This is a genomic window from Microlunatus endophyticus (assembly GCF_014646195.1).
In the GTDB taxonomy this organism is placed as follows: domain Bacteria; phylum Actinomycetota; class Actinomycetes; order Propionibacteriales; family Propionibacteriaceae; genus Microlunatus; species Microlunatus endophyticus.
In genome coordinates this window covers 1-26975 of record NZ_BMMZ01000016.1, presented here as the reverse complement: position 1 = coordinate 26975, position 26975 = coordinate 1, and the positions used below count along the sequence as shown (strand labels likewise).

At 65.9% G+C, this 26975-nt stretch carries 26 protein-coding genes, 1 tRNA gene and 2 pseudogenes; 10 read left to right on the top strand and 19 right to left on the bottom strand.

Annotated features, from left to right (window positions below; genetic code table 11):
* Positions 1–53: 53 nt before the first annotated feature.
* From IEY07_RS21980 to sp36, 5 genes are all read right to left on the bottom strand, one after another.
* The gene (locus IEY07_RS21980) at positions 54–1544 is read right to left on the bottom strand and encodes a S1C family serine protease (RefSeq protein WP_188897944.1); all 1491 of its coding nucleotides are present in this window, start codon (positions 1542–1544) and stop codon (positions 54–56) included.
* Positions 1545–1634: 90 nt separating this feature from the next.
* The gene (locus IEY07_RS21975) at positions 1635–2429 is read right to left on the bottom strand and encodes an MBL fold metallo-hydrolase (protein ID WP_188897942.1); all 795 of its coding nucleotides are present in this window, start codon (positions 2427–2429) and stop codon (positions 1635–1637) included.
* Positions 2429–3118, bottom strand: a complete 690-nt coding sequence (locus IEY07_RS21970) for an NUDIX hydrolase (RefSeq protein ID WP_188897940.1) — start codon at positions 3116–3118, stop codon at positions 2429–2431. Before IEY07_RS21970 ends, IEY07_RS21975 begins: the two co-directional genes overlap by 1 nt.
* A gap of 41 nt (positions 3119–3159) precedes the next feature.
* Positions 3160–3627, bottom strand: a complete 468-nt coding sequence (locus IEY07_RS21965; RefSeq protein ID WP_188897938.1) for a RidA family protein — start codon at positions 3625–3627, stop codon at positions 3160–3162.
* Complete coding sequence (sp36, locus tag IEY07_RS21960; protein WP_188897936.1) at positions 3624–3800, bottom strand: Sp36 family protein; 177 nt, start codon at positions 3798–3800, stop codon at positions 3624–3626. Before sp36 ends, IEY07_RS21965 begins: the two co-directional genes overlap by 4 nt.
* A 122-nt stretch (positions 3801–3922) precedes the next feature.
* Here sp36 and IEY07_RS21955 point away from each other — a divergent pair, with 122 nt between their 5' ends.
* The 6 genes from IEY07_RS21955 to bagB all read left to right on the top strand — a co-directional run bounded on the left by IEY07_RS21955 (position 3923) and on the right by bagB (position 9726).
* Positions 3923–4246 (top strand): hypothetical protein, encoded by a 324-nt coding sequence (locus IEY07_RS21955; RefSeq protein WP_229670516.1) that lies wholly within the window; start codon positions 3923–3925, stop codon positions 4244–4246.
* Between the two features lie 9 nt (positions 4247–4255).
* On the top strand, positions 4256–5110 hold the full coding sequence (locus tag IEY07_RS21950; protein ID WP_188897934.1) for a DUF8175 domain-containg protein: 855 nt from the start codon (positions 4256–4258) through the stop codon (positions 5108–5110).
* The gene (locus tag IEY07_RS21945; protein WP_188897932.1) at positions 5110–6804 is read left to right on the top strand and encodes a TrbL/VirB6 family protein; all 1695 of its coding nucleotides are present in this window, start codon (positions 5110–5112) and stop codon (positions 6802–6804) included. The genes IEY07_RS21950 and IEY07_RS21945 overlap by 1 nt, the downstream gene beginning before the upstream one ends.
* 69 nt (positions 6805–6873) lie before the next feature.
* Positions 6874–7551: an NADPH-dependent F420 reductase gene (gene npdG, locus IEY07_RS21940; protein WP_188897930.1), complete on the top strand. Its 678-nt coding sequence runs from the start codon at positions 6874–6876 to the stop codon at positions 7549–7551.
* Positions 7552–7564: 13 nt separating this feature from the next.
* A complete protein-coding gene (bagA, locus tag IEY07_RS21935; RefSeq protein ID WP_188897928.1) occupies positions 7565–8587 on the top strand; it encodes an ATPase BagA in 1023 nt (340 codons plus the stop codon).
* Entirely contained in the window at positions 8584–9726 is a 1143-nt protein-coding gene (bagB, locus tag IEY07_RS21930) for an ArsA family ATPase (protein ID WP_188897926.1), read from the top strand. Before bagA ends, bagB begins: the two co-directional genes overlap by 4 nt.
* Here bagB and IEY07_RS21925 read toward each other — a convergent pair.
* Positions 9694–9969, bottom strand: a complete 276-nt coding sequence (locus IEY07_RS21925) for a WhiB family transcriptional regulator (protein ID WP_188897924.1) — start codon at positions 9967–9969, stop codon at positions 9694–9696. The genes bagB and IEY07_RS21925 overlap by 33 nt on opposite strands.
* Before the next feature lie 205 nt (positions 9970–10174).
* Between IEY07_RS21925 and IEY07_RS21920 the strand changes: the two genes are divergently transcribed.
* Positions 10175–12601: a transglycosylase domain-containing protein gene (locus IEY07_RS21920; RefSeq protein ID WP_188897923.1), complete on the top strand. Its 2427-nt coding sequence runs from the start codon at positions 10175–10177 to the stop codon at positions 12599–12601.
* Between the two features lie 14 nt (positions 12602–12615).
* Here IEY07_RS21920 and IEY07_RS21915 read toward each other — a convergent pair whose 3' ends face one another.
* On the bottom strand, positions 12616–13086 hold the full coding sequence (locus IEY07_RS21915; protein ID WP_188897921.1) for a GatB/YqeY domain-containing protein: 471 nt from the start codon (positions 13084–13086) through the stop codon (positions 12616–12618).
* A 64-nt stretch (positions 13087–13150) separates the two neighbouring features.
* On the opposite strand from IEY07_RS21915, the gene IEY07_RS21910 reads away from it, so the two are divergent.
* Complete coding sequence (locus IEY07_RS21910; protein ID WP_188897919.1) at positions 13151–14086, top strand: metallophosphoesterase; 936 nt, start codon at positions 13151–13153, stop codon at positions 14084–14086.
* A 229-nt stretch (positions 14087–14315) separates the two neighbouring features.
* Positions 14316–14389: transfer RNA gene (locus IEY07_RS21905), tRNA-Pro, on the top strand.
* 113 nt (positions 14390–14502) lie between these two features.
* Here IEY07_RS21905 and IEY07_RS21900 read toward each other — a convergent pair.
* The 9 genes from IEY07_RS21900 to IEY07_RS21860 all read right to left on the bottom strand — a co-directional run bounded on the left by IEY07_RS21900 (position 14503) and on the right by IEY07_RS21860 (position 21672).
* The gene (locus IEY07_RS21900; RefSeq protein WP_188897917.1) at positions 14503–15675 is read right to left on the bottom strand and encodes a site-specific integrase; all 1173 of its coding nucleotides are present in this window, start codon (positions 15673–15675) and stop codon (positions 14503–14505) included.
* On the bottom strand, positions 15672–15872 hold the full coding sequence (locus IEY07_RS21895) for a helix-turn-helix domain-containing protein (RefSeq protein WP_188897915.1): 201 nt from the start codon (positions 15870–15872) through the stop codon (positions 15672–15674). The genes IEY07_RS21900 and IEY07_RS21895 overlap by 4 nt, the downstream gene beginning before the upstream one ends.
* A gap of 5 nt (positions 15873–15877) precedes the next feature.
* Complete coding sequence (locus IEY07_RS21890) at positions 15878–17407, bottom strand: replication initiator (RefSeq protein WP_188897913.1); 1530 nt, start codon at positions 17405–17407, stop codon at positions 15878–15880.
* 14 nt (positions 17408–17421) lie between these two features.
* Positions 17422–17706, bottom strand: a complete 285-nt coding sequence (locus tag IEY07_RS21885; RefSeq protein ID WP_188897912.1) for a WhiB family transcriptional regulator — start codon at positions 17704–17706, stop codon at positions 17422–17424.
* Positions 17699–18484, bottom strand: coding sequence for a hypothetical protein (locus IEY07_RS21880; protein WP_188897910.1), 786 nt, complete (start codon positions 18482–18484; stop codon positions 17699–17701). Before IEY07_RS21880 ends, IEY07_RS21885 begins: the two co-directional genes overlap by 8 nt.
* Positions 18484–19935 carry an FtsK/SpoIIIE domain-containing protein gene (locus IEY07_RS21875; protein ID WP_188897908.1) on the bottom strand — a complete coding sequence of 484 codons (1452 nt, stop codon included), beginning with the start codon at positions 19933–19935 and terminating at the stop codon, positions 18484–18486. The genes IEY07_RS21880 and IEY07_RS21875 overlap by 1 nt, the downstream gene beginning before the upstream one ends.
* Positions 19932–20303, bottom strand: a complete 372-nt coding sequence (locus IEY07_RS21870) for a hypothetical protein (RefSeq protein ID WP_188897906.1) — start codon at positions 20301–20303, stop codon at positions 19932–19934. Before IEY07_RS21870 ends, IEY07_RS21875 begins: the two co-directional genes overlap by 4 nt.
* Positions 20303–20752 (bottom strand): plasmid replication, integration and excision activator, encoded by a 450-nt coding sequence (locus tag IEY07_RS21865; protein WP_188897904.1) that lies wholly within the window; start codon positions 20750–20752, stop codon positions 20303–20305. Before IEY07_RS21865 ends, IEY07_RS21870 begins: the two co-directional genes overlap by 1 nt.
* 86 nt (positions 20753–20838) lie before the next feature.
* Entirely contained in the window at positions 20839–21672 is an 834-nt protein-coding gene (locus IEY07_RS21860; RefSeq protein ID WP_188897902.1) for a GntR family transcriptional regulator, read from the bottom strand.
* Positions 21673–21703: 31 nt separating this feature from the next.
* Between IEY07_RS21860 and IEY07_RS21855 the strand changes: the two genes are divergently transcribed.
* The gene (locus IEY07_RS21855; protein WP_188897900.1) at positions 21704–22198 is read left to right on the top strand and encodes an NUDIX hydrolase; all 495 of its coding nucleotides are present in this window, start codon (positions 21704–21706) and stop codon (positions 22196–22198) included.
* Positions 22199–22232: 34 nt separating this feature from the next.
* On the opposite strand, the pseudogene IEY07_RS24890 reads toward IEY07_RS21855, so the two are convergent.
* The 3 genes and pseudogenes from IEY07_RS24890 to IEY07_RS21840 form a co-directional block, all read right to left on the bottom strand.
* Positions 22233–22403, bottom strand: a pseudogene (locus tag IEY07_RS24890) (TIGR02391 family protein); the annotation flags it as partial.
* Between the two features lie 655 nt (positions 22404–23058).
* The gene (locus IEY07_RS21845; protein ID WP_229670525.1) at positions 23059–25530 is read right to left on the bottom strand and encodes a CHAT domain-containing protein; all 2472 of its coding nucleotides are present in this window, start codon (positions 25528–25530) and stop codon (positions 23059–23061) included.
* A gap of 1085 nt (positions 25531–26615) precedes the next feature.
* A pseudogene (locus IEY07_RS21840) lies at positions 26616–26975 on the bottom strand (hypothetical protein); the annotation flags it as partial.

Genomic DNA, 26975 nt, shown 5'->3' with positions numbered 1-26975 from the left:
TCTCGGCGGCTGGTGCGAATCGGGCTCGGCAGCGAGCCGAGCCCTGGCCGGGGCTACTGGGAGCCGAGGGTCGCCTGCGTCGTACGCGTCTGGCCGCCACGCCGGTAGGTGACGGTGACCTTGGTGCCTGGCGCGTAGTAATGGGTCGCGGCGATCAGCCCGTCGGCCGTGGTCACCTTGAAGCCGTTCAGCGCGGTCACCACATCGCCCTTCTGCAGGCCGGCCTTCGCCGCGGCGCTGTTGGGCTGCACGGTCTGCAGGGCGACACCGGTCGTGGTCGAGCTGAGCTCACTGTCGTCGGTACCGGAGATGGTCACGCCGAGGACCGCGTCAGAGGACTTGCCGGTGTCGATCAGCTGCGAGGCGATCCGTACGGCGACATCGGACGGGATCGCGAAGCCGATGCCGATATTGCCGGACTGGCTGTCGCTGCCGGAGTCGTCACTGGTCGATGCGATCGAGGAATCGATGCCGACGACCGAACCGTTCAGGTCGACCAGCGGACCGCCTGAGTTGCCGGGGTTGATCGCGGCATCGGTCTGGACCGCCATGTAGACCGCATCGTTGTTCTCACCGGAACGGACCGGACGGGCGACGTTGGACACGATGCCGCTGGTCACGGTCTGGGACAGGCCGAGCGGAGCGCCGACGGCGACGACCGACTGGCCGACCGACAGCGAGCTGGTCTTGGCGAAGGTTGCCGGCGTCAGGTTGCTCACACCGTCGACCTTGATCACCGCCAAGTCATCGGTCTCGTCGGTGCCGACCACCTTGGCGGTCGCCGTCCGGCCGTCGCTGAAGGTGACGGTGATCTTGGAGGTGCCGCTCTGTTGGGCGCCCCCGAAACCGCCACCCTGGCTCTGGTCCTGTGACAGTGACGCGACCACGTGGTTGTTGGTGAGGATGTGGCCCTGCTTGTCGAGTACGATGCCGCTGCCGATGTCGCCGCTGGAGCCCGACACGACGGTGATCGTCACGACCGAGGGTTGGATCCGCTTGGCGGCGGCCTCGATGGTCCCGTTCGTCTTCGCCTGTTGTGGAGCCTGTTGGGTGCTGACTCCGATCGGCGATGCGACGCTGGTCGATCCGTGATCAAGGAATGCGTAGGACCCGATGCCGGCACCGGCGCCGATCATCGCGGCCAGGGCGAGCGAGGCCACCATCACCGGTCCGCGGCGCTTCCTTTCACGGGTCGCCACAGGTTGGGCCGGCGCCTGCGGCGGCAGCGACCAGTGTCCGGGCTGCTGCCCAGTCTGCTGGCTAGTCTGCTGCTGCTGGCCGGGCTGTTGGTAGCTGCCCCAGGAGGCGCTCTGGTCGTAGGGCGCCTGGCCGAAGCCGTAGCCGGCCTGGCCGTGCTGCTGATAGCCAGGCTGCTGATAGCCAGGCTGCTGATAGCCAGGCTGATGCTGTTGCTGGGTCCCGAAGCCGAAGCTGGTCTGGGGTGCGACGGGTTGCGTGGGCTCCGTTGCAGAAGCATCACCGAAGGCATGACCGGAGGGCTGCTGTCCGCCCTCCGCCGGGTGTTCCGGCAGCTGATCGCTCATGGCACCCACAGTTGCTCGCCGAGCTATGTGCCAGCTGTGGATCGCCTGTCGTCCGGGTCTGGAGGCAGGGCCGGCGACCTCCGGCCGAGGCTATCCCCCCGTGTCGTCCACTGTGTCGAGATAGTCCAACTGGGCCCGGACCGACTGCTCGGCCGCCGGCCACACCGACGGGTCGACCCCGGCATAGACGCGGCGGACGATCTCGGTGGCCGTACGATCCCCCGCGGCCCGGGCGGACCGGACCTGGTCGAGGCGTTCCAGTCGATGCCGCCGGTAGTACTGCAGCACCTTCGCCGGTTCGATTACCCGATCGCCGTGCCCGGGGAGAATCTCTGCCACCTGGTGGCGGTCGACGATCTCGATCATGGTCTGCAGCGACTCCAGGTAGGCGCCGAGATCGCCGTCCGGGTAGGTGATCACCGTCGTACCGCGGCCAAGCACCATGTCACCGGTGATCAGATAGGCCGGGGCGTCGGCGCTGGTCAGCAGGAAGGATGTCGAGTCGCTGGTGTGACCCGGCGTCGCGACGACCTGGAGGGTCGGACCGTCGAGGTCGATCCGCTGCCCGTCGAGGAGCCGATCGGATTCGGAGGTGGCGAACGCCGCGTCGGCGGCACGGACAGCACAACCGGCCAGCTCCGCCATCCGGGCGGCTCCGTCGGTGTGATCATGATGGCGATGGGTGATCAGGACCGCGGCGGCCGGGCCACCACAGGCGGCCAGCACCCGATCGAGATGATCTTCGTCGAGTGGGCCCGGATCGATGATCACCCGATCATGATCACCGATCACCCAGGTGTTGGTGCCGTCCAATGTCATCGGCCCGGGATTGGGCGCCAGCACCTTCTGCACAACGGGGTTCACCCGCTCGTAGGCGTACGCCATCAACCTCTCCCATATTCGAAGACCCAGCCCTCGGGTCCGTTGACGGCCACCGGGACAACCGTCTCGACGATGCGATCGGATGCCGACGCCAGCGCCTGGCGGACTGTGGAGCAGGCAGCCAGCTCGATCAAGATCGAACGGGTCGGCGGCAACATGGCGATCTCCCCGGCATCCGCGGCGGACAACAGTTGTTGCGGACTCCGCCACTCGGCCGCCGACGTCTCGCCGGAGATGTCGGCCGCCTGCTGTCCGGCCGGAAGTGCTGCCAGGTAGAAGAAGGTGTCGTAACGTCGCGGTTCGGCCTCGGGCGTGATCCAGTGCGCCCACGGGCGCAGGTCCGCGGGATCGAGCCGGACCCCGGTCTCCTCCTCCGTCTCGCGGACGGCACAGGCCAGCAGCGCCGGATCACCGAGACCATGATCGACATCGGGTACGCCGTCGGACGGATCGACGCGCCCACCGGGAAAGACGACCATGCCGGCGGCGAACGGCATCCGGGAGTGCCGGTGCAGAGCGTAGGTCTCCAGCCCGGTCACGCCGTCGGTTCCATGATCACGCAACAGCACTACGCTGGCCGCCGGCCGGGCCACCACCGGTGCCTGCGAACGGACCGACTCCAGGCTCGCGACCACCGTCGGCGGGACCCGGTGGTCGAGCCGGGACAACACGTCCCGCGACGAGACCGGCATGATCAGCCCACGACCGCGGTTTCCATGATCATCACCGATGATCAGGCCGGGCCGGACAGCTGAGCGATGATCTCCACCTCGACCGGGGAATTCAACGGCAGCGAGGAAACCCCGACAGCACTGCGGGCGTGCACGCCGTCAGTACCGAAGATCTCCCCGAGGAGATCGCTGGCCCCGTTGGCGACCTTCGGCTGGGCGTCGAAGTCGGGCGTCCCGGAGACGAACACGGTGATCTTCACGATCTTGGCGATGGCATCAATACCACCTGCGATCCCGGCGACCGCAGCAACGGCGTTGAGTGCAGCGGTGCGGGCCGCGGCGGCCGCATCCTCGACCGTGACGTCGGCGCCGAGCTTGCCGACCACCGACAGCTTGCCCTCGATCATCGGCAGTTGTCCCGAGGTGTAGACCATGTCGCCCACCGCGACGGCCGGTTGGTAGGAGCCGATGGGTGTCGCGACGGAGGGCAGCGTCAGCCCGAGCTCGCTGAGTCGCCGGGCGGCCGTCATCCCTGGGCTCCGGATCCGTTCTCGATCGGCCGCTTCAGGTAGGCGACCAGATTCTCGGGGTTGACACCCGGAACGATCTGCACGAGCTCCCAGCCGTCGGCGCCCCAGTTGTCGAGGATCTGCTTGGTGGCATGCACCAGGACCGGCACGGTCACGTACTCCCATTTCGTCATGACGCTCACCCTACTGACGGCCCGCCGGCACCCGGCCTGTGGATAACCACCCCACGAGTCGTCCGGAACTTCATAGCGTTCTGCCAGGCCCATCCCCCGGGCCGAGCAGGAGGAGATGTCTGATGGTCGTACCAGCCCTCGACGGCACGGTCGGCGCCGCGCTCACTGCGGTGCACGAGTTCACCGGTCTGGTGCCGATGGCACCCGCGATGCCGAAGGTCACCGCCCAGGCGCCCTGGGGAGCGAATCGGTTCGAGGTGCTCCTGGGCTGGGCCAAGTGGGTGTCGCTGGCCGTCTGCGTGATCGGTCTGATGATGGCCGGCGCGGTGATGGCCTTCCAGTCCCGCCGTGGCGAGGGCAGCGAACACCTGCACCGCGTCGGCATGGCCCTGGTCGGCGTCGTGATCATCACTGCCGCTTCGTCCCTGGTCAGCATGCTCGCGTGAGGAGCCGACATGATCCCGCCCCGTGTCCCTTCCGACTCCCGATCTTCCCGGTCTTCTGGTGACGCCGCTGCCCAGAACCGCTGGACGCATCCGGGCTTCCTGCTCAGTGCCGGCGTCATCGCCGTGGTCGTGGCTCTGGCGATCTATCTGGCCGTCGCCAACGTCCGCGGCGACCATCCGGCGCCGGCCCAGGACCCGGCAGCTGTCGTATCGCCGGCGCTCGGTACGACCGCGACCCCGACGAGCTCACCCGCGAGCTCACCAACAACTGCCGCGACGACGGGAGCGCGTGCGCGGACCAGCATTTGCGGGCTCGCCGCACCGACCGGCGGCGCAGCGGATGACCTGACGAAAATCGACACCCAGGGCGTCACCTGGCGCTATCAGAATTCGACCGCCTACCCGGTCTCGTCGACCTACGGGCCCGCGCGCAAGGACCGGACCGGCTACCCGTACTGCTACCAGGACTCCCCCGGCGGCGCACTCTTCACGGCCGCCGGCTTCGTCGCCGTCTCCGAGTCCGGCGACGCCGAGCTGAAAGCCTGGGCCACCTACATCCTGGCGAAGGGTCCGTACCGCTCGCAGATCCTGGCGCAGGTTGTCGCGCCGGACGACGACCCGAATGACGAGACGAGCGGGCGGACCGAGATCGTCGGCTACCGGATCCGGAGCTACACCGCCGATGAGGCCTGGGTCGACATCGCCGCGCGGGTGACTCTCCCCGACCAGACGGCGCTCGGGTCGATGATCCTGCACCTGATCTGGCAGGACGGCGACTGGCGGGTCAGTGCCGATGAGCCGGATCCGATGAATGCCAGCCGGATCGGCGACCTCACCGGTTACACCGCCTGGGGAGTGGCCTGATGTGCGGGCTCTTCGAGTGGAAATGCTATGTCGTGGGCGACAATCCGATCCAGCAGCTGCTGAAGGACGTCGACAAGTCGATCATCGAGTCCTGCACCCAGGGGCTGACGTCGCTGGGAACCGTGTGGCTCAAGGCCCCGACGCCGGACCTGACCGGCGGGAAGGCGCCCTCGGTGTCGGGTGCGGCTCCGCATGCTGGCAACGTCGAGACGGTTCTGGGCTTCCTGACCTGGATCGGGCTGGCGTTGGCGATCATGTCGCTGCTTGCGCTCGGCGGGCTGGTCGCGGTCCGGATCCGATCGGGTGACGGTCTGGCCGCGATAGGGCGGCTCGGTGCGGTGCTCGGCGGAGTGCTGCTGCTGTCCGGCGGCACCGCCGTCGTCTCGGCCGCCCTGCCCCGCGGTCCCCACGGCGTCGGTGGAGCCACAGCATTCGTCCAGGAATCGCTGTGGTGGTACATGGTCGCTGCCACGATCGCCTCGGTGATCATCGGGGCGATCCGGATGATCTGGGAGCAGCGGGCCCAGCCCGGGAAGGACTTGCTCAAGAGCCTGCTCACACTGATCATCGTCTCTGCCGGCGCGGTCACCTTCATCACCCTGCTGCTCCAAGCCGGCGATTCCTTCTCGACCTGGATCATCAGCAACGCGATGGCCTGCAATGACGGCAGCCCAGGCTGCTTCGTGGCAAGCCTGAAGAAGGTCCTCGACCTTTCCGAGGACACCGGCGCCGGCAACGGCATCCTGATGATGATCATCATCGCGCTCGCCGAGCTGCTCACCCTGCTGATCCAGATCGTGCTGGTCGTCGCACGGTCGGGGATGCTGGTGCTGCTGGCCGGCGTGCTGCCGATCGCGGCCTCGGCCACCAACACCGAGATGGGGGCGTCCTGGTTCAAGCGATGCATCGCCTGGCTGGTGGCGTTCCTGCTCTACAAACCGGTCGCCTCGCTGGTCTATGCCGCCGCCTACCGGTTGATCATCACCGGCGCGAGTAGTAACGACAAACTCATCAACGCGCTGACCGGTGCGATGCTGCTGATCCTGTCGGTGATGACGTTGCCTGCTCTGCTGCGTTTCGTCGCCCCGATGACCAGTGCGGCCTCGGGTGGGCACGGCGCGGGCGCTGCCGCGTTGGGCGCGGTCGCCGCCCGGCTGCCGACGGGCGCGCGGGCCGCGGCGGGTGGCGCCCAGCAGGCTGCGGCACGGGGCGCGACGACCACGACGACCACCACCGTCAAGTCGGCGACCGGTTCGGCCAACCAGTCCGGTGCAAGGCAGGCAGCCGGCGCCCCGCAGACAGCCGGCGCCCCGCAGACAGCCGGCGCGGGCGGCGGCGCCGGTGCTGCGAGCGACTCAGGCGGGTCTGTCGGTTCCGGCGCGTCCAGCGGGTTCGGCGGGTCCAGCGGGTCCGGCGGACAGCAGGACACGTCGGAGGCCGCGGCGACGACCTCCGCCGGAGCAGGCGGCGGCGCAGACCCGAAGCCGGCTTCGGGCGCGCAGGACGCACCGGCCGCCGGTGGCTTCGAAGTCACGACGGTCACCGAGACGTCGACAACGGCCGGTCAACCCCAGCCGAGCCGCGGCCGACGCTACTCGGCCCCGGTCGGCGCGGGCGGCCTGGTGCATGCCGCGGCCTTGGCGGCCAGCGCGGCGCACGCAGTCACGCAGGAGGCCACCGGCTCCCATCAGTGATCAGCACCTGGTCCCGCCGCCGGGCTGCGGGCGGATCGTCGGCTGGGGCGCCGCACTACCATCGGAAATATGACTGAGGCCTCCCCCACCGGCGCCGGCGAACGGCCCCGCTCGATCGGCATTCTCGGCGGAACGGGCCCGCAGGGGCGAGGCCTGGCTCGCCGGTTCGCCGCCGCCGGCTATCAGGTGGTGATCGGATCGCGGTCGGCCGACCGGGCCGAGTCGACCGCTGCCGAGCTGGCCGCTGCGGGCCAGATCAGCGGTGCGGCCAACACCGACGCCGCCGGTGCGGATCTGGTGATCGTCGCGGTCCCCTACGACGGCCACGCCGAACTGCTCGCCGAGCTGGCGCCCAAGCTGGCCGGCAAGATCGTGGTGGACTGTGTCAACCGGCTCGGCTTCGACAAGCAGGGACCGTATGCGATCGCCGTACCGGACGGCTCGTGCGCGCAGGAGGCTGCCCGGATCCTGCCGGACTCGACAGTGATCGGCGCGTTCCACCACGTCAGCTCGGCACTGCTGGACGATCCCGAGGTGACCCGGATCGAGCTCGACGTGCTGGTGCTGGGCGAGGACCGGGCAGCTGTCGAACAGGTCTGCGATCTTGCTGCGGCCATCCCGGGCGCGCGGGGCATCTACGGCGGCCGGTTGCGCAACGCCGGTCAGGTGGAGGCGCTGACGGCCAACATCATCGCGGTCAATCGCCGCTACAAGAGCCACGCCGGCATCCGGATCACCGACGTCTGAGACACCGTTGATCATGCCGACATCGAATCCGGCGGGCGGCCGGCGCCCGGCCTGGCTCAAGCCACCGCGACCCGACGGGCCGCGGCACACCCTGCACATCGTCACGGGCAAGGGCGGAACCGGCAAGACCACGGTCGCGGCTTCGCTGGCGGCCGCGCTGGCCACAGCGGGCCGCCGCGTCCTGCTCTGCGAGCTGGAGGGTCGGGAGGGCATCAGCCAGGTCTTCGGGAGCAGGCCGCTGAAGGGCGCCGGTGAGCGGAGATTGATCAGCACGCCGGCCGGCGGGCAGGTCTTCGGACTGTCGATGGATCCCGAGAACGCGCTGATGGAGTATCTGGAGACCTACTACCACCTCGGGCTGGCCGGCAAGGCGCTCGACCGGTTCGGAGTCGTCGACTTCGCCACCTCGATCGCGCCGGGGCTGCAGGACGTCCTGCTGATCGGCAAGGTGTACGAGGTCACCCGCCGGATGATCAAGAACATGCCGAACGCGTACGACGCCGTCGTGCTGGACGCGCCGCCGACCGGACGGATCGCCACCTTCCTCAACGTGCACGAGGCGGTCTCCGATCTGGCCAAGGTCGGACCGATCCGCGGTCAGGCCGACGCCATCGGCGCCCTGCTCCGCTCCGAGCACTCGATCGTCCATCTGGTCACGCTGCTGGAGGACATGCCGATCACCGAGACCATCGAGGCCGTCGCCGACCTGGTCCCGACCAAGATCGAATTGGGCTGGGTGATCGCCAACATGATCACGCCGACCTCACTCGGACTTGATCAACTCCGGCTGGCGGTCAAGGGCCGGCTTCCGCTCAAGGTGCCCGGACTGTCCGAGGTCGACAACAAGATCCTGGCCGACCAGTTCGCGACCGATGCGCAGCGGCTGCTCGACGAGCACCAGCGGAAGGAACGCTTGGAGTCGCTGCGACTGCCGATCCTGGATGTCGATCTTGATCCGCTGGGCATCGACGAGGCCGGTATCCTGGCCATCGGCGCCCGGTTGCGTGACCAGCTGGCCGAGGAGATCCGCGGATGACCGGACTCGATCTCGCCGCGGTGATCGCCGATCCCACGATCAAGATCATCATCTGCTGCGGCTCCGGCGGCGTCGGCAAGACGACGACCTCCGCCGCACTGGCCGTACGGGCGGCAGAGTCGGGTCGCCGGGTGGTCGTGCTGACCATCGATCCAGCCCGCCGGCTGGCTCAGTCGCTGGGCGTCGAGCAGTTGGACAACACGCCGCGCCCGGTGAGCGGCATCGACACCGCCGCCGGCGGCAGCCTGGACGCGATGATGCTCGACATGAAACGGACCTTCGACGAGGTGGTCGCCGATCACGCGACGCCCGACAAGGCCGAGGCGATCTTCGCCAATCCCTTCTACCAGGCGCTGTCGACGTCCTTCTCGGGCACGCAGGAATACATGGCCATGGAAAAGCTCGGGCAGCTGTCCGCGCAGGCCGACGAGGACGGGCGGTGGGACCTGATCGTCGTCGACACGCCGCCGTCGCGCTCCGCACTGGACTTCCTGGACGCACCGGAACACCTGGCGCGGCTGCTGGACGGCAAGTTCCTGCGACTGCTGCTCAGCCCGGCGAAGGGTCCGTTCCGGCTGATGGGAGTCGGTTTCACCCTCGTCTACTCAGCCATGGAGAAGGTCCTCGGCGCCCAGGTGATCACCGACGTCAAGACCTTCGCGGCGGCGTTCGAGACCCTGTTCGGCGGCTTCCGGGCACGCGCGCAGGACACGCTGGCCCTGCTCGGTTCGCAGCGCACCACCTTCGTCGTGGTGGCCACGCCGGAGCCTGACGCCCTCCGGGAGGCGAGTTTCTTCGTCGACCGGCTGACCGAATCCGGGCTGCCGCTCTCGGGTCTGGTCGTCAACCGGACCCACGGCAGCGAACTGGAGATCTCCGCCGAGCGCGCGTTGGCGCTCGCCGAGGACCTGCAGACCGCATCCCGCGGCAAACGCCAGTCAGGGCATCGGGTCGAGATAGCCGCCCTCCAGCGGCATGCCGACCGGATGCGCCTGATCGAGAGGGAACGACGCCTGCTGGCCCGGTTCTCCGGCTCGCGACCCGACGTCGCGACCTGGAGCGTGCCGGACCAGCCCGGCGATGTCACCGATCTCGAGGCGCTGCGACTACTTGGCTCCGCGCTGGTCGACCAGCACTGAGCGCCAGCTCGTGACGCCGCTGTGCTGACGCAGCAGCAACCGGCGCTCGCGCTCGGTCATGCCGCCCCAGACACCCCATTCGATCCGGTTGTCCAGAGCCTCGGCGAGGCACTGGAGACGAACCGGACAACCCGAGCAGACCGTTCGTGCTCGCTTCTGTTCGGACGCTTCGACAAACAGGGCGTCCTCCATGCCGCGGCACTTCGCCTGCAGGGCCCAATCCTCTTGATGCAACGCAGTCATGCGCGTATCCCCCAATACAGCAACCCTCCGGCCCGTGCCCGGCAGGCCCCGACGGCCTGACGAACATTTCCCCAGCGGACCGGGTGATGGAATCGTACGAAGCAACTTTCCGTAATGCTAGGGACCAAAGACCGCGATTTTTTTCGCACCATTCCCCGGCACGTGAGTTTCGGTCCGGACTTGAACGTCCCGTAGCCTGTAAAGCATGCCCTTCAGCCCCAAGCGTGCGGGAAGCGTGGCCTACTCGGCCGTCATGTTCCTGGTGGTCAGCATGGTCGCCGGACTCCTGGTCGCGGGGCTGGCGGTTCCGGTGGCGGCGATGGCGGGGGTCGGCGGGCGGGCGGCGGTCAAGACCGTCGACGACCTGCCTCAGGACTTCACCGCCCCGCCGCAGGCGATGAAGACCAAGGTCACCATGGCCGATGGCGAGACACTGGCCTACTTCTACGACCAGGACCGCGTCTACAAGTCCTTGAGCGACATCGCGCCGATCATGCGTGACGCCCAGCTGGCGATCGAGGACCACCGCTTCTACCAGCACGGTGCACTGGACGTCCAGGGCACGCTGCGGGCGCTGGTCAACAACGCCGCCGGCGGTGCCACCCAGGGCGGATCGAGCATCACCCAGCAGTACGTGAAGATGGTCCGGGTCCAGGAGGCCCAGCTCGCCGGTGACGAGAACGGTGTCAAAGCCGCCCAGGACGAGACCCTGTCCCGCAAGGTCCAGGAGCTGAAGTACGCGATCGGCCTGGAGAAGAAGCTGAGCAAGGACCAGATCCTGGAGCGCTATCTCAACATCGCCTACTACGGCGACGGGGCGTACGGCGTCGAGGCGGCGGCCCGGCACTACTTCGACACCTCGGCCAAGAAGCTGACGCTGCCCGAAGCCGCCATGCTGGCCGGCCTGGTGCAGAGCCCCGACTCCGACAACCCGGTCTACCACGAGCAGGCCGCGATCGCGCGTCGCAATGTCGTCCTGGACCGGATGGCCGAGCTGAATGTGATCACCGCCCAGGACGCGGCCAAGGCCAAGAAGGTCAAATTCGACTCTTCGAAGGTCAAGTCCTCGCCCAATGGCTGCATCAGCAGCCGTTACCCGTTTCTGTGCACCTATGTGTACGACAGCCTGCTGAAGCTGCCGGCGCTCGGCAAGACCCAGCAGGATCGAATCAACACGATCAAGCGAGGCGGTCTGACGATCAAGACCGCGATCGACCCGAAGACCCAGGACGCCGCACAGAAGGCGGTCAGTGACTACGTGGGCCCCAAAGATCCGGTGATCGCGACGATGTCGATGATCCAGCCGGGGACCGGTCTGATCATCGGTATGGCGCAGAGCCGCCCGGTGATGGGCGCCAGCGTCAAGCATGGCCACACCTACTACGACTATCCGGCCCCGCCGGATCTGGGCGGCAGTAGCGGCGGCTTCCAGTCCGGGTCGACCTTCAAGGCGATCACCATCGCCGCCGCCCTGGAAGAAGGCGTGTCTCCGTCCAAGACCTACGACGCCAAGTCGCCAATGAGCTTCACCGGAACCACGTGGAAGACGTGTGACGGCAACTTCACGATCCCGTCCAGCGATCCGTACGTTCCGAAGAACTCGACTGGTGTCAACGGCACGATGGACATGCGCAAGGCAGCGCAGTACTCAGTGAATACCTACTTCCTGCAACTGGAGCACACCATCGGTCTGTGCCCGGTGGTCAAAATGGCTTCCCGGCTCGGCGTGAAGCTTGCTTCGGGTCAGCCGATCGAGAAGTCCAACTACGCTGCGGCTCCGTCGCTGACCCTCGGCGTGGCCAACATCGCGCCGCTGAGCCTGGCGGAGGCGTACGCGACCTTCGCAGCCCGGGGCATCCGCTGCGACCCGATCATCATCGACTCCATCACCACGGCCCAGGGCAAGAAGATCGATCCGCCGAGCGCCAACTGCAAGCGGGTGATCTCCAAGGACGTCGCCGACGGCGTCAACAGCATCCTGCAGGACGTGATGAAGCCCGGCGCGACCGGCTATCCCGCCAAACTGGACGACGGGCGCCCGGAGGCCGGCAAGACGGGTACCACCAACGACAACCAGGCGCTCTGGTTCGCCGGCTACACCCCGGACCTGGCCGGGGTCGCCTCGATCGCCGAGGATGTCACCCAGAAGCCCTTCAAGCACGGACATGTCCGTGACGGCGGTCTGGAGTACTACCAATTGGACACCGGGAAGGTCCTCCAGGGCACCGGTGGCGGTGACGCCGGCTCCGGGATCTGGAAACCTGCGATGACTGCCGCCTTGGACGGCGTCGACCCGACGGATTTCCACGCCTACAAGAACAGCGACACCACCGATGGCCACAAGGTGGACGTCCCCGACGTGCAAGGGCTGAGCATCGACAAGGCGACGAAGAAGCTCGAGGACGCCGGCTTCAGCGTCGTGCCGACCTCGACCTACAACAACGCCGCGCAGGGAACGTTCCTGGGCTTCTCGCAGTACGGCGGCGAGCTACCGAAATTCAGCACCATCTACGCCATCTACTCGGCCGGCCCCGCTCCGAAGCAGAAGAGTGACAACAAGAAGAGCGACAGTAAGAAGGGCGGCGGCGACAGCAAGAAGAGCGGCGGCGGCAAGCACAAGAAGGGCCACTAGCCCGACGGCCCAGTTCAGGCGCTCAACTGGCGCTTGACCTCGTCGGCCACCGCCTTGCCGTCGGCACGGCCCTTGGTCTGCGGCGTCACGACGCCCATCACCTTGCCCATGCCGCGCATGCCGAGTTCGGCGGCGCCGGTCGAGCTGATCGCCTCGGCGATGATCGTCGACAACTCCTCGGCCGACAGCGCCGACGGCAGATACTCCGCGAGCACCTCGCCCTCGGCGTCCTCCTTGTCGGCCAGCTCCGGCCGGTTCGCATCCCGGTAGGCCTGGGAGGACTCCCGGCGCTTCTTGGCCTCGCTGATGATCACGTCCCGTACCTGGTCGTCGGACAGCGAGGTGGCCTCGCTGCCCGAGGTTTCCGCGCGGCTGACCGCCGTCAACACCCCGCGAATGGTGTTGGCGCGCAGCTGGTCCCTGGCCTTGAGCGCCGTGGTCAGATCAGAGCGGAGCCGGGTGAGGAGTTCGGTGTCGGTGGCCATGCGCCAAGTCTGACACCGGCGTCGGCGTGCCGTCGCATGAGTTCTGCTCCGGTACCCTTTCGCCATGCCAGACCGCTCCCCCGCTCGTCCCCGTACGGCGCTGCGCCGAGCTGCCGGCACAGCCGGGACGGTCGCCGCGATCGGCACCGCAACGCTCGCCTACGCCAGCCTGTACGAAGTACGGGCCTTCACCCTGCGCCGGGTCCGGATCCCGGTGCTTCCCGCCGGCGCGCAGCCAGTCCGAGTGCTGCACATCTCCGACCTGCACCTGACCCCGTACCAGCAGGCCAAACAGCGCTGGGTCTCCCGGTTGGCCGGGCTGGAACCGGATCTGGTGATCAACACCGGCGACAACCTCGCCCATCCCGAGGCGGTGCCGTACGTCGCCGCCTGCCTGGGCCGGTTACTGGACGTGCCGGGAGTGTTCGTCTGGGGATCGAACGACTACCACGCCCCGCGGCCGAAGAATCCGCTCCGTTACCTCACCGACCGCGGTCATCAGCCGCAGCCACGGGAGCCCGATCTGCCCTGGGAGGATCTGCGTCAGGTCTATCTCGACTCCGGCTGGGTCGATCTGACCGAGGCCAGGACCCGGCTGACGATCGCCGGCACCGAGATCGAATTCCGCGGGACCAACGATGCCCACCTCAACCTCGACCGCTACTCCCAGGTCGCCGGGCCTGCGGCTCCGGACACCGGGGTCGCGATCGGCGTCACCCATGCGCCGTACCGCAGGGTGCTGGACGCGATGACCGCCGACGGCCTGGGCCTGATCGTCGCGGGACACACCCACGGCGGCCAGGTCTGTCTGCCCGGCTACGGCGCGCTGGTCTCCAACTGCGACCTCGATCCACGCCAGGCCAAGGGATTGTCGACCTACCGCTACGACGGCAAGCGGTCCTTCCTGCACGTGTCCGCCGGCCTGGGCACCTCCCCGTACGCCCCCGTCCGCTTCGCCTGCCGTCCCGAGGCGACCCTGATGACGCTCGTCGCTCGCTGAGCCCGGACACCCCGGCATCCTCGCTTCCCGTCCTTCCCGCCACAAACGGCTCGCTTCCCCAACCTGCGCGCGCTTCGTGGGCAACGGAAGCGAGGGCATGGTCGTGAGGCGAGGACGGAACGAACTGAAGCGCGGCTCGACCCGGCGGCAGTGATCGGATCTGGTTACCGATTCGAAGACTCCGGTCCGAGTGGGCTACACTCTCGGAGGCCCTGTTCTTCGGGGCCACCGGGGTGTGGCGCAGCTTGGTAGCGCGCTTCGTTCGGGACGAAGAAGTCGCAGGTTCAAATCCTGTCACCCCGACTTCAAGAACCACCGCCTGACCAGGCTCAACGCCGAGCCACTCACGACCGGCGTCGTCGGCGTCCAGCCCGGATTGGGCCTCAGAGGGACAAACTGCGGGACAATCCATGCCGTCATCCCTTGTCAGCTTGGGCCTTGAAGATTACGTCCATGACCTGCGCGCCAGTCTCAATCACGGGCCGCAACTGCTTCCGGTACACGAGCTCGGTGACCTCAGTCCCCTTGTGTCCCACCAGGCGCGAAATCTCTTCGAGCGGTATCCCAGACTCCGAAAGCAACGAGACGAAGGAATGCCGCATCTCCCGCGGCGTCCAATCGTCAGGGTCGATGTTCGGAACTGACTTCAGCGCCCGCCGGAAGTCCCGCCGGACGTTCGCCGCATCCATCTGCGTGCCAACCTGCGTCGGGAACACCAGATCATCGTCCCGCCAGAACTCGGCACGAAGCCGAATCTGCGCCTGCCGAGCCCGATGCTTCACCAGCTCCTCGACCACCAGGACGGGCAATGCTAGCGTCCGGCGAGACTTCCGCGTCTTTGTGTCGCCCGTCGAGCGCACCGACCGCCACACCTCGACATACGGCACAACCGGCGGAACCGCCTTCGGGTCGGACGCCAGATGCACGTTCTCCCACCGCAGCGCGCGCAACTCCTCAGTCCGAGCGCCAGTCAGCAGCGACATGACGATGTAGCAGTAGAGCGAGTCCTTCTTAGTGTGCGTGAGCACATCGCGCGCCTGATCGAGCGTCAACGCCTTCGATGGACGGCCAGCCTTACCCCGCGGAGCGACACACAACTCCACAACGTTCCGCTCGACATACCCCCGAGCCATCGCCCGGCCGACCGATCGGCTCAGACACCACCGAACGTCCCGAATGCTCCGAGTCGCAAGATCCTCCGTAAGCGACCGCAGCCACCTGTCCACCTCCTCGGCCCGCAGGTCCCGCAGCCGCCGGCCACCCAGCGCCGGGATCACGTGCTTATCGCACAGGTCGCGATTCTTCTGCCGAGTGTTCGGGTCCGGCCCGGCCTGCCCGTAGTCGAGCCAGTCCTCCACGGCCTGACGAACGGTGACGCGCTCCGATCCAACGACCAGGCCAGCGTCGTAATCCTTCACCCGCCTGGCCAAGGCCCGCAGCGCGGCCGTCTCACTCTTGCCAGAGGCGTGCCGTTTGATCCGCTTGCCCCTCGCGTCATAGCCGACCGTCCTCTCAGCGATGAATCGCTCCCGTTTAGCATCCCAGTAGACACCGCCGTCACCAGGCGGCCGGCGTCCGCTCGCAGTCATGCCGCACCGCCCTCCACGAATTCCGTCACCGCCGAAACGGGAACCAACCGACGACGCCCGACCTTGATCGAACGCAGCTGCCCAGATCGGATCAGCTCGTACAACAGTTCCCGACTCAGGCGCAATGCCTCGGCCGCCTCATTGACGCTGTAGACCACCGGCGGTATCACCGTCGGCGCGTGCTCTTGATCATTCATCGCACCTACTCCTTTGCCTCGCCAAACTTGATCATGGATTGTTGATCTTGGAGTTTGTTAAACTTGGATGCCTTCCATACGGCGTACTCCCGTGCTCGGGCTGCTGCGGCGGTGGCGAGTGCTTCGTCGCCGGGGTTAGTCCAGCCGGTGCCTTGGTAGTGCCAGGAGCCGGTGATCAACGTGGTTTCGGTGTCGTCGGCCAGGAGCTGGTCCGCGAGCCGCCCAGGGTCGACCGGCTCCCCGCCGCGGGCCGCGTGGGCGACCAGCTGCTGGTAGCGGTGCCGCGCGCGCCGGAGGCGTCCGAAGGTGATCGAATACCGGCGGGATTTGGTCGAGAAATGGCCGCGGAATCCGAGCATGTGCGCCCACTTGCCTAACAGCCGATACGGCGACGCCAAATCCGCGCGGGCCGCTCGGCGTCCAAGATCACGAGCAGTCGTTTCCAGCCGAGCCAGGTGTGCCGGCGGTCGGGTGGTGGGGCGGATGCTGTTGGCGTCCTTGGTCGCGTATTTCGCCAGGTATCCGGCGACTTGTTCGGGGGTGAGTGGTCCGTCCGGGTCGTCGGTTCGGTTGCCGTCGCGGACCATCCTTACGTCCAGCTGACGACCCCAGGTGATGATCCGCATCTGGTCGCGATCATCGACGGCGGGTGCTTCCATGATCATCCCGACCGCCGCTCCACGTACGCTCTCCGCGAGTTGTTGGCCGTCCAGGGGTGCAGGGGATCCGGGTCCGTCCGGGCCATCGAGCCGTATGAGCGCATGGAAGTGGACCTGGCCGCGGTCTTGGTATTCGGCGACTTTGGCGAACTCAACCCGGCAGATCTGGCGCAGCTGGTGTTCGGCCAGGCCAAGCCGGACGCCGATGCTTCGGCGGATGGCGGTGGTGGTGCGCCGCCAGAGTTCGGGTGCCCACCATTGCCAGATGATCGCGGATTCCCACTGGTAGCAATCCGGGCAGAGTGGCGCGCCGTTGTGCGGATCGTGTTTCCCGTGGACGGTCATGCAGCCGACCGGCCTGCCGTGGGGACAGAGCCGGGTCCTGTCGCGGGGTCGGCAGCGGCCGCCGGCCTTTTGCCCGTTCTTGGCTCGTGGCCCGTGGACCGGTCCGAACGACGGAGCGGTCAGGGTGACGAACAGCAACGGATTCTCCGCCACCGTGGCGGGGATGGTCTTGCCGCCCGAGAGTCCGGCTTTGATCATGGCGAAGGTGTCTCGGGCGTAGACCCGCGAGCAGGCCGGGCAGACGTCAGCGCGCCGGTTCCCGCACGGCCGATACAAGACGCCGAGCGGGGTGTCGGCCGAGGAGAACGACGACAGTATTTCGCCGGTCTGCGGGTCGATGGTGTCGGTGTGGCCGACGAGCCGGACCGGGTGGGAGCAGTTGCCGACCGCGGCGGCGGTCTCAGCGAACGCATCGAAGGTATGGTCGACCAGGCGAGCGATGATCGCCTGCTCTGCACCAGCTGTGACGGTGGACAGGTCCAGCGGCACGTCCTCGCCGAAGCCGGGAAAACCCGACCTGAGAGCCGTCACCGTGTCCGTCATGATCAGGCCGCCCGGCGCCCCGTGTGCGGCATGCTGCGCCGGTCCCGGCGCCAGCGGCCGGCCCAAAACCCCGCCGTCACGTCAGCCTGGGTCACGTAGGTCTCGCAGGCGGCCCGGACCGGACAGTCATCGCAGATCTGCCGCATCCGGGCCACGTCGGTGATCGGATCAGCCCAGTGGTCCCAATCATCATGGTCCGGCCCGATCCACGGCAGTGACGGGTGTTCGACGCAAGCGGCCTGGCCCATCCACTGGTAGCCGACCGTCTCCCAATCCCTCCTAGCCATCGCAGCGACTCCTTGACCGGCCGCGGGATATGTCGATCAGGTCGTGTCGGCCGCTCCTGATTAACGCCGCCCGGATGGCTTGTTTGGTCACATGCTGCTGTCGGGCAACCCCTGCAACGGTCAGCCCTGGATCCTCACGGAAGGCGTGTTCGACCACCTCGGCCCATTGCGAGCAGCGGCGGACTGATTTGAAGCGATCAAGCAGATCGCTACGGCCCGCATTGATCAACGACCGCCTGACTGTGTTCCCACCGGACCCGTGGCCGCGCGCGAACCCGTGCAGCGACGGCCTATCCACTACCGATCCCTGGTCGTCGGTCTGGTCACCGTCTGCCAGCTCGACCTCGACCAGCCGCACCCACCTGGACAGCCGGGCCTGCGACCGCGCACGTTGTGATCGGGACTGCGGTCTGAACTGCTCGGTCAGGTCGGCCCGTCCAGCGCGCCGGAGGGCGACCCGGATCGAGCCGGGTGCGCAGCCGTAGCGGGCCGCGAACCGGTCCAGTGTCGGTCTCGGCGTCTCGCGGAGTGCTTGTTGGGCCAGGACGGCCCAGTCGTCGGGATGCTTACCGCGGCGGAGCACGATCAACAGGTCAGTGCGTCCGTAGGCGCGGAGCCAAGTCGTGATGGTGTCCCGGTTAAGCCCGAACCAGTCGACCGCGTCGGACAGGCTCCAGGCCGGGTCCTTGCCCAGGATGCTTTCCAGCTCAGCCATCCACTCCGGCGCTGTGTTGCCGACGACCCGTTCGGTGAGCGTCTGGAGTCTCTGCCGTCCCATCAGACAGCCCTCCGTTGCCGAGACTGGCGTGGCTGCCGGAGTCGTGGCTCGTCTGCTCTGGACCCGGCTGCCTCGGGCTCCGCTGAACGCAGATCGGATAAGACGCGGGTCGGGTAGTGGTGGGCGACCTGGCGGATCAGTGGGTCGGGCCAGTAGTCGGCGCGGACTCGGTCAACTTGGCCGGTGTCCTCGACCAGCCAGCCGGTGCCCGGGCCGGTCGGGCTGATCCGGTGCGCGGGGCCCCGGGCGGCCATGCCGTCGCCGAGGACCATGATCGTTTCCTCCGGCGAGCGGAGGCGGAGTGCGATGGTTTGGGTGAACAGGCCGCGCATGCCGACGACCTCTTTGCGCGGGTCCTGCACGAACGCGACCACGACGACACCGAGAGCGCGGCCCTGGGTCAAGATCAACGCCAGCAGCCGTTCCACATCCCGCCGCGCATCCGCCGGTGCGTACGCCGTCAGCGCGGCCAGCTCATCGATCACCAGCACGTGCAACGGGTCCCCCGGTCGAGGTTGGTGTTGGCGGACGGTTCCGGCCATCAGCTCGCCCCGCTCGCGCAGGATCCCGGCCAGACCGGCCAGCAGCTGACGTGCTTCGTCTGGGGTGCGGGCGAACGCGGAGAATAGGCTGCGGCCCATCGCCAGCTCGACGCCAGCTTTCAGATCGACACCCCACAGGCGGACGGTGTCGGCGTGCACGGCCGGGGCGAGGCCACCGCAGATGCCCCACAGGATGGAGCCTTTGCCCGATCCGGAGCAGCCAACACACAACGTGTGGCGGCCGGTGATCGGCAGCCACCAGTCCCGGCCCGACTGACAGCGACCCAGCCGGACTCTATCGACCAGCTGCCGGTCGGGCATCGCCGCGACGACCGGGATGGTGAGAACGTCGGCCATGATCAACTCGACCATGATCATCGACCAGGACACTGGCCAAGACCGGACGGTGACTGCATCGAGGATAGAGGCGATCCGTTCCACCCCGGCCTCCAGCTCGGCCACCGTCTGACCCGACCTGGCCCGGATCCCCAACTCGACAGCATGCCCGGAGGCCTGGACTCGTTGCAGGCGCGGGTAACGCCAGGACTCGACCGTCAAACGGTCGCCGTGCAGGTTCCGGCGGATGATCATCCGTCGTTCGGCCAGCCGAGCGTCCCGGCAGATCGCCTCCCAGCGGCGAGTGATCAACCGCCGCCACCGATACCGCCGCCACGGACCAGCCATCCACCGCTCAAACGAGACCGGCCCCGACCCGACCCACACCGCACCCGCGATACCGGGCAGGAAACCGAGACAGAGCACTCCGGCCACGATGACGATGCTGTGGTCAGAGGCCCAGGCGAGCATCCCGAGGACCAGCCACGCGGCGAGCCAGATCTGGCAATGCCACACCCAGCGTGCCAGCCAACCACCTGCCGACCGCCACCGCCCGCTGCCTGCGGTGATCATGATCCCGTCGCCACCTCGGCCACCGTGGCCGGATGATCATGGGAGCGTTCGTATCCGAGTGGGTAGTGGACTTGACCTGCAGTGACCTCGACGAGCACCCATCCCACCGTCGAGCTGGCGAACACCGTCCTGGACCAATTCCGCCACACCCACCAGCTCCGATCAAACAGCGGGTCGCCCTCGCGATGATCACCCTCGACCAGGCCCAGCACCACCGCCACCTGCTGGCCGCCCACCCACTCCCGCGCATGCAACCGCAACCGAGGCGTGCCGCCCGTCATCTCCACCGACAACGTCAACAACTCCACACCAGGGACCCAGCGCAACACCGCCTCCGTGACCACGACTGCCTCGCTGCACGCCAACATCAAGCAGCCCTCGGACCCGAACTGGCCGAGCCTGCGGAGGTGGTGGCGGCCTTCTTGGCCTCACCAGGTGCGACCAGATTATCGGCGCGGAACGACCATGCCACCCGGGGCCGCGACCCGGAATCATCCACATACGCCAGGGCAGTCAGGCCGACGAACTCGACCGGCCGCCACGGCGTCCCCGACGTGTTGTCCGGCGGCACCGGCTGAAACTGGGCGGCGATCTTCACCGACACCGCCGTATCCCGCCGCGACGCCTGATCATCCGCATCCAACACCGTCACCTGCCACAACGGCAGTCCGCTGTCTTTGTCCACCTGCTGCGGACGCGACCCATCCGGCCGAACCGGAACATCAAAATCCGACACCGGCTCAACCGAACCCTTCATGAATGCACCCATCGGGAACACATCACCGTGAGATACCTGAAACCGCTTCTGCAAAGCCATGAGATCTCCTCTACTTGACTAGAGCACTGAGATCAGTAGATCACTCCTCTAGAGACGTGGCAAGCAAGCATGCATCAAATGGCCCACTAACGTGCCGGAAACCTGTACTCCAGCACGTAGCTCGGGGCCGCCTTGACCGTGTCTGTCATCTCTACCGGCACACCTTCGACGTCGTATGCGACCCGTCGCACGGTCAGCACCGGAGTGCCCTCGGGCAGCAGCAGCCGTTGCCGCTCCTCCGGTGTCGGCATCCGCGAGCCGACCTCCTCCATGAACTCCTCCAGCTGATGCCCTGACTCTTCCAGTCGGGCATAGATCCCGCCGGGCCCAGTGTTCCGTTCCTCCATCTGGGTTCCCTTGGCAAGGAGCGCCGGAATGTACGACTCGGCCAGTTCGACCGGATGCTCATCGAGTAGATATCGCCGCCGCCTAGCCAAGACCCGCGCCCTGGCCGGAAGGGCAAGGCCCTCCCTCACGGCAGTGGAGGCGACCTCGTAGCCGACTTCCAGCTGGTCAACCATCGGCGCGCCGACGCCCTCGGATTCCGCAATGAACGCGGCCTGGCCTCGGTCGCGGTGAGATCGCGCAAAGCGATCTGATGCCACTCGTCGGACGACCGGCCGAGCCCGGACGAACACGCCGCGACCGTGTTCGGCGACGACCAGGCCCTCCGCTTTCAGAAGTGCAAGGGCCTGCCGAGCGGTCATCCGTGCAACCGCATACCGTTCCATGAGCTGAGCTTCAGAAGGAATCCGGTCGCCCTCGCCCAGAACGCCGCTGGCAATCTGTCCGCGCAGGTCGTCGGCGATCTGCTTGAAAACGGGACGATCTGACGACTTATCGACTAGACCCGCACCGTCGAGCACACGAAGCCGCTTTGCTCCGCCCGGCTCGGATCTTCTCGCCACGAACTCCTCCATACGTATGTAGTACCTGCCTACACTGTCCCACGTGAGCGCCAATGAGCAGGACCTACCACGCCACTCCGTCAGCGTGGCTGGAGTCATCGTCGACGACTCCGAACGGAACGTGCTGTTGATCAAGCGCCGCGACAACGGACACTGGGAGCCACCCGGTGGCGTCCTTGAACTGGGGGAGACCATCGAGGATGGCCTTCGACGCGAAATCCGCGAGGAAACCGGACTTAGCGTCAAAGTCGACAGGCTGACAGGCGTCTACAAGAACCTCTCCCGAGGCATCGTCGCCCTGGTCTACAGCTGTCGCAGCCAGGGCCAACCAGCAGCGACCACCGCAGAGGCGGCTGCCATAAGATGGCAACCGTTCAGCTCCATCAACGAACTGATGGAGCCGGTCTACGCGATCCGGGTTCACGACGCTCTCGGACACGGAGACACCCAGACCCGTGCCCACGATGGTGTAAGAATCATCGGCAACCCACCGCCAAACTCGGATACCGGCGACCCGGCCCCAATATCGGCCGAGTGAGGAGCCGGGCCAATGGGCGCCAGCGTAAGCCGGCCTAATCAGCCGGGTAAACATCTGCCTCGTCAACCCATCGCGCAAGCACGCTAAACGCCGCAAGTCGTTCAAGGGCTTGTGGTTCGGTCAGCTCGCTCCCATCATGCGCGGCCGGGTTTCGGATCGCTGCATAGCAACCCTCGGCGAAGCATCGAACACCTCGACGGACGCTTCGCGCCGTTTCTCATCATCATCACGGCGAACCCAAGTCGCGCCCAGGGCCCGGCGCGTCAACGCTAAAGACCTCTAGGAAGAGAGCCGTTTCCGACACGTCCCGCCGGCCAACCTGATTCTAAGTCTCAGCATTCACTTTCTTGGCCGCGGCCTCGACAGCCTCAGCAAAGTGACGACTCGTCCAAAGGGATCGTGCACCCTCCCACACTCAGCGGTGCAAATTCGCGGCGTTCAGATCTGGTGCATCCTCTCCCAAGTTCTCCCGGAGCTCGGCATCGCGCTACATCGTGGCGATACAGCGCGCAGCCCAGTCGCGATTTATGCGCTGCGGATCATTACTATTGATCGGTGTTGTGGGCCTGGGGCTCCAACACCTTCGCCCAGATGCGCTCAACGATCGCGAGCTGAGCATTGATCTCATCACGTGTACCGACGTAGCTCGCTGCGTACAGGCTAGGCCATCGCTGCGATGGCTGACGAGGGACTGAAAACTACGCAGCTCATTCAACGCCCACGCAGTGTTCACACCCGCAGGCTACTCGAAGTCTCACAGTCTCGCAGGGGTCCGGAATCACAAGACCGGATCGCCTATCGTCCTTGATGCTGAGGACTAAAGGGTAACGTCGGCCAGGCAGAGGCCCCCAGTCGATCCTTCAGCTCATCGTCATGAAATATGCGCCCCAGTTTCGAATATGCGAGAAAGGCTGGGACTCATCCGGGAGACTTTGCATCCACACCGGCAGCTCCAACGAATCTCCTGTGTCCATCGACACAGTTTGCCGAACATCCATAAGTGGGGCGCTTGCAAGCCACTCCTGAGATTCAGCAATCGACCGATACACTTCTTCCGGACCCAACTCCTTCCGACCAAGCAAGGACTTGTAGAACTTCGTGAAGAAAGCAAACGAAGCAACGTCGTACACCCTCCACTGGCTGGATACGGAGGCCCCGCCATGATCACCGATCAACGCCGTACCGAGACTTATGAACTCATCCTCGGCGAGCGGCGATTGCACTAGCCCCGACTCACAGGAGCTGAGCGTGACCAGCTTTGCCGAGTGTCTCATTAATTCAATTTGCGCCACATCCAGATTGCCGTCGGCCAAGACAAGCGCCGAATGGTAAGGGTCATCTGGGGCAGAATACGAGTGCCCCGAATAGTGCACGAGGTCACTAAGATCCAAAGCACTCGCCGCTTCGGAGATTGTTGCGTTCTCTACGAGACTCACGCGATATCCCGCCCCCCTCAGAAGCCGAGACACCACCTTGCACTCAGCATGCGCATATCGGAGCTCCTCGCCTCTGACAGAGTGAGCAGCACAAAGTACCGTTGCGGACTCAATGGACCTTGGCTCGCCTGAGGTACGCTGACCAACACGTTGTCCAAGAGTGATTACATTGAAGTGGCGCGGATGTGTGCGCTCCACGAGCGACGCCAACGGCAGTCGGGCGTGCAAGCCACCCAGCGCCAAGCGAATCTCATCGCATTTTCCAGCGAGATTCACTACCTCTGCTACGAGTGGCGCAAATTCAGAGTCGAGTGCCCCTAAAGATCGGTTGTATGCTCGAACGTCCCCGCTATTTGCAAGGATGGCTGTCCCACTATTTCCTGGATCCAGTGCCAACCATTTTCGTACGAGTGCGGGGCCTCTGAAGTCCTCCATGATCGACGCCAAATAGCTGTCTCCGATCTTGGCCACCAGGTATGTCGCATCCGGGTCGTGAGTGACATGAATTGAGGCAATATTGTCAGACGCTATAGCAGTCTCATTTGTTCTGTCTGCAAGTACATGTCTTGAGGTTTCAAGCAGATGAAATGCTTCCTGGTAACAGCCGAGGCGAACAAAAAAACAGGACAGAAATCGGGCACGGTTCTCTTGAATGCGCACAACCCGAGCAAGATCGCTTGGAGTCGATTCCTCGATGACACGGACATAGGCATCACGTGCCCTTCGAACGTCATCGAGACCAGGCAATAGATCGAGGAAAAACCGGCCACGCGCGAATGTGCGCGTTAGAGATAGGAAGTAGTCATCCGGGTACAGCGTTATCTCGGGGTCGCCTAGGGCAGCGATTAGGCCGCGATAGGAATTCGGATCGGTTTGGTGGCGCCACCGCAACTCCGCGTTCGCCTTGCGTGCAAAGTCTTCCGTAAATGCACTAAACGGTCCGTTCCCGGCGTTGCTGCTCTCATCTAGTAGATCAAGTATCTTCCTTGCTGGTTTATTCCTCCGGATGCAAGCATACGTCCAATCGGGAATGGCAGGCAACCAATCCGGCCTATCTATCAGACCAAGCGCCTGGGGGTTGGACCGCACGAAGTCGGCGAGTTCCGCGCCCTCAAGGTGGGTGAGTTTCTGCACGTCCTTTAGATCCGCACCGTGTTTCCGGACGAGGGATGCCTCGCGCTCTCTAACGATTGTATCGAATATCTCCGCTTCTACTGCGGCCAACTGCGCCACGGCGCCGCGATAGATATCGCCCGACAAATGACCGCGGAGGCTATTTAGAGCCTGAGACATATCTCCCGAGATTTTACTCAGGGCTGCACTTGTGATTGGGTTCTTCTCATGTTGTCGAAATTTATACAAACTCTGCGCAAACAAATGATATTTCTCATCTAGAGAACCAGCCTTCGCGTATCGCCCACTGAACCGCAAGTCCCGTGCAACTTCGTCTAGGTCTCGGGAGTTTATTCTTCTCTGTTCGAGTAGAGCAGTAGCCCGGTTCCGGGCTGTAATTGAGGCCTCTGTTAAGTACCCGATTTCTATGCACCAATCGCGCGTTGCGCCAAGTATGTTAGAACTCACTCGCCGTGACGCGTCGTTGTTCAATCCCGGATAGGCCCGCACCGCCGTGCTCAGTAAATTGAGTATCGACGCCATATCGGAAGGAAGTGCGGCTCTCTCGGCCGCCGCGGAGGCCATTCCAGCGAACTGGCTGAGATCTTCGTAATCATTAGCCGTTTGCGCTGCGCCAATACGACGCTCTAAGTCGGTGACCATCCCCGCGACATCGCCAAGTGCTTGTCGCAAACGCCCACCAGCGGATTCTGTGGAGCGGCCTTCCAAGAACCTGGCCACCATGGGGTGGTCCTTCTCTGGTATCGCCAGTTCTGGGAGCATCACTCGCCCTCAACCTTCCTCCGAGCCGTCTAGCCAATTCTTCATGACTTCCGCCGCGTGTGGTTCCGCTTTGTAATTTTCCCGGTGCCCCGCGCCCCGCGCCCCGCGCCCCGCGCCCCGCGCCCCGCGCCCCGCGCCCCGCGCCCCGAAGTCATGATGCGTGCCAAATCGTGGCGGGAGAACTTTCTTTACTGGCTCAAGGCGCGCCTCCGGCGCGCAACGCGGCCCGGCTGGGCACCCCGGGGCCCCGCCTCGCTCCGCTCGGCACCCCAGGGCCCCACCCAGCCGGGCCGCAACCACGCAGTCCCAATCCTCCGGCTCTCCCTAACGGGGAGCCGGCGGCGATCACCAAAACCAGCCAGCTCGGTCTTCGTCGCGGCTACGCCGAAGCTTCGGCCGACTTCGTATGCCGACGACGCATAGGACGACTGCGACTGCAACCGCGACAGCCATAACGGCCCACACCAGCCAGTCAGGCCAACCGTCGCCCCACCAGTGATAAGCCGCAGACGCTGACCACCACACACCCAGGCCCAGATACACGCCCTGCTGCGCCAGGCGCTGCCGAAAGGGCGAAGTCGACTTTCGCGTCCGGAGCAGTTCGAACGCCGCCACAGCAAAGAACGCCACACCGAGCCCGCGAGCTGCCCAGGTCATGATCGCCGACACCGCGCCAGGATTCCACAAATCCGACCGCGCCGAGCCTGGTTTCGATCCTCACCTCCGAGCCGCCGACCCGATCCCTGATGATCACTCGCCACCGGTCGGCGTCAAGAGCACTCCGCTGCGCTCCGTGGCCCAGAGGCTGCCTCCGGCACACTTGACCCCGACCGGAGCCGAGCAATTGGCTAGCTATCGGATCGGTGGCTCTCCCTGGCCACAGCCGTTGCGGGACAAACTGCCGGACATCAGCAAGCCGATCCACCCACCATCCGCGCACCGACTTGGACGGTTGAGCAGCGCTGGCTGACGTGTGCACCTCCCCGCCTCCATGGTCCGGCCGCCTTCGGGACGAAGAAGTCGCAGGTTCAAATCCTGTCACCCCGACCCTGTGATGTCGCAAGACATCGGCATAGCCCGAACCCTCAGTTTGAGGGTTCGGGTTTTTGGTTTTTTGGGGGTCTGCCTGGTCGGGTGCCGAGGGGCTGGTAGTCGCGGTTTGGGTTGATGTCCAGTTCGCGGAGGAGTTCTCCGGTGGTGGCGTTGATGACTTCGACGTGGAGGTCGTGGACGAGTAGGAGAACGCGGGTTCGGGCGTGGGTTCGTCCGATGCCGATGTGGCGGAGTTTGCCGGCGACGCGGAGGGTGACGGAGCCGGATTTGTCGATGATGTCTTCTCGGACGCGGTCGTGGCTGTCGGTGCTGCGGTCGGTACCGTGGCTGGTGGGGTTGGCCTTGGGGCGTGCGGTGTAGGCGGTGGCCGGGGTGGCTTGGTGAGGTAGTGA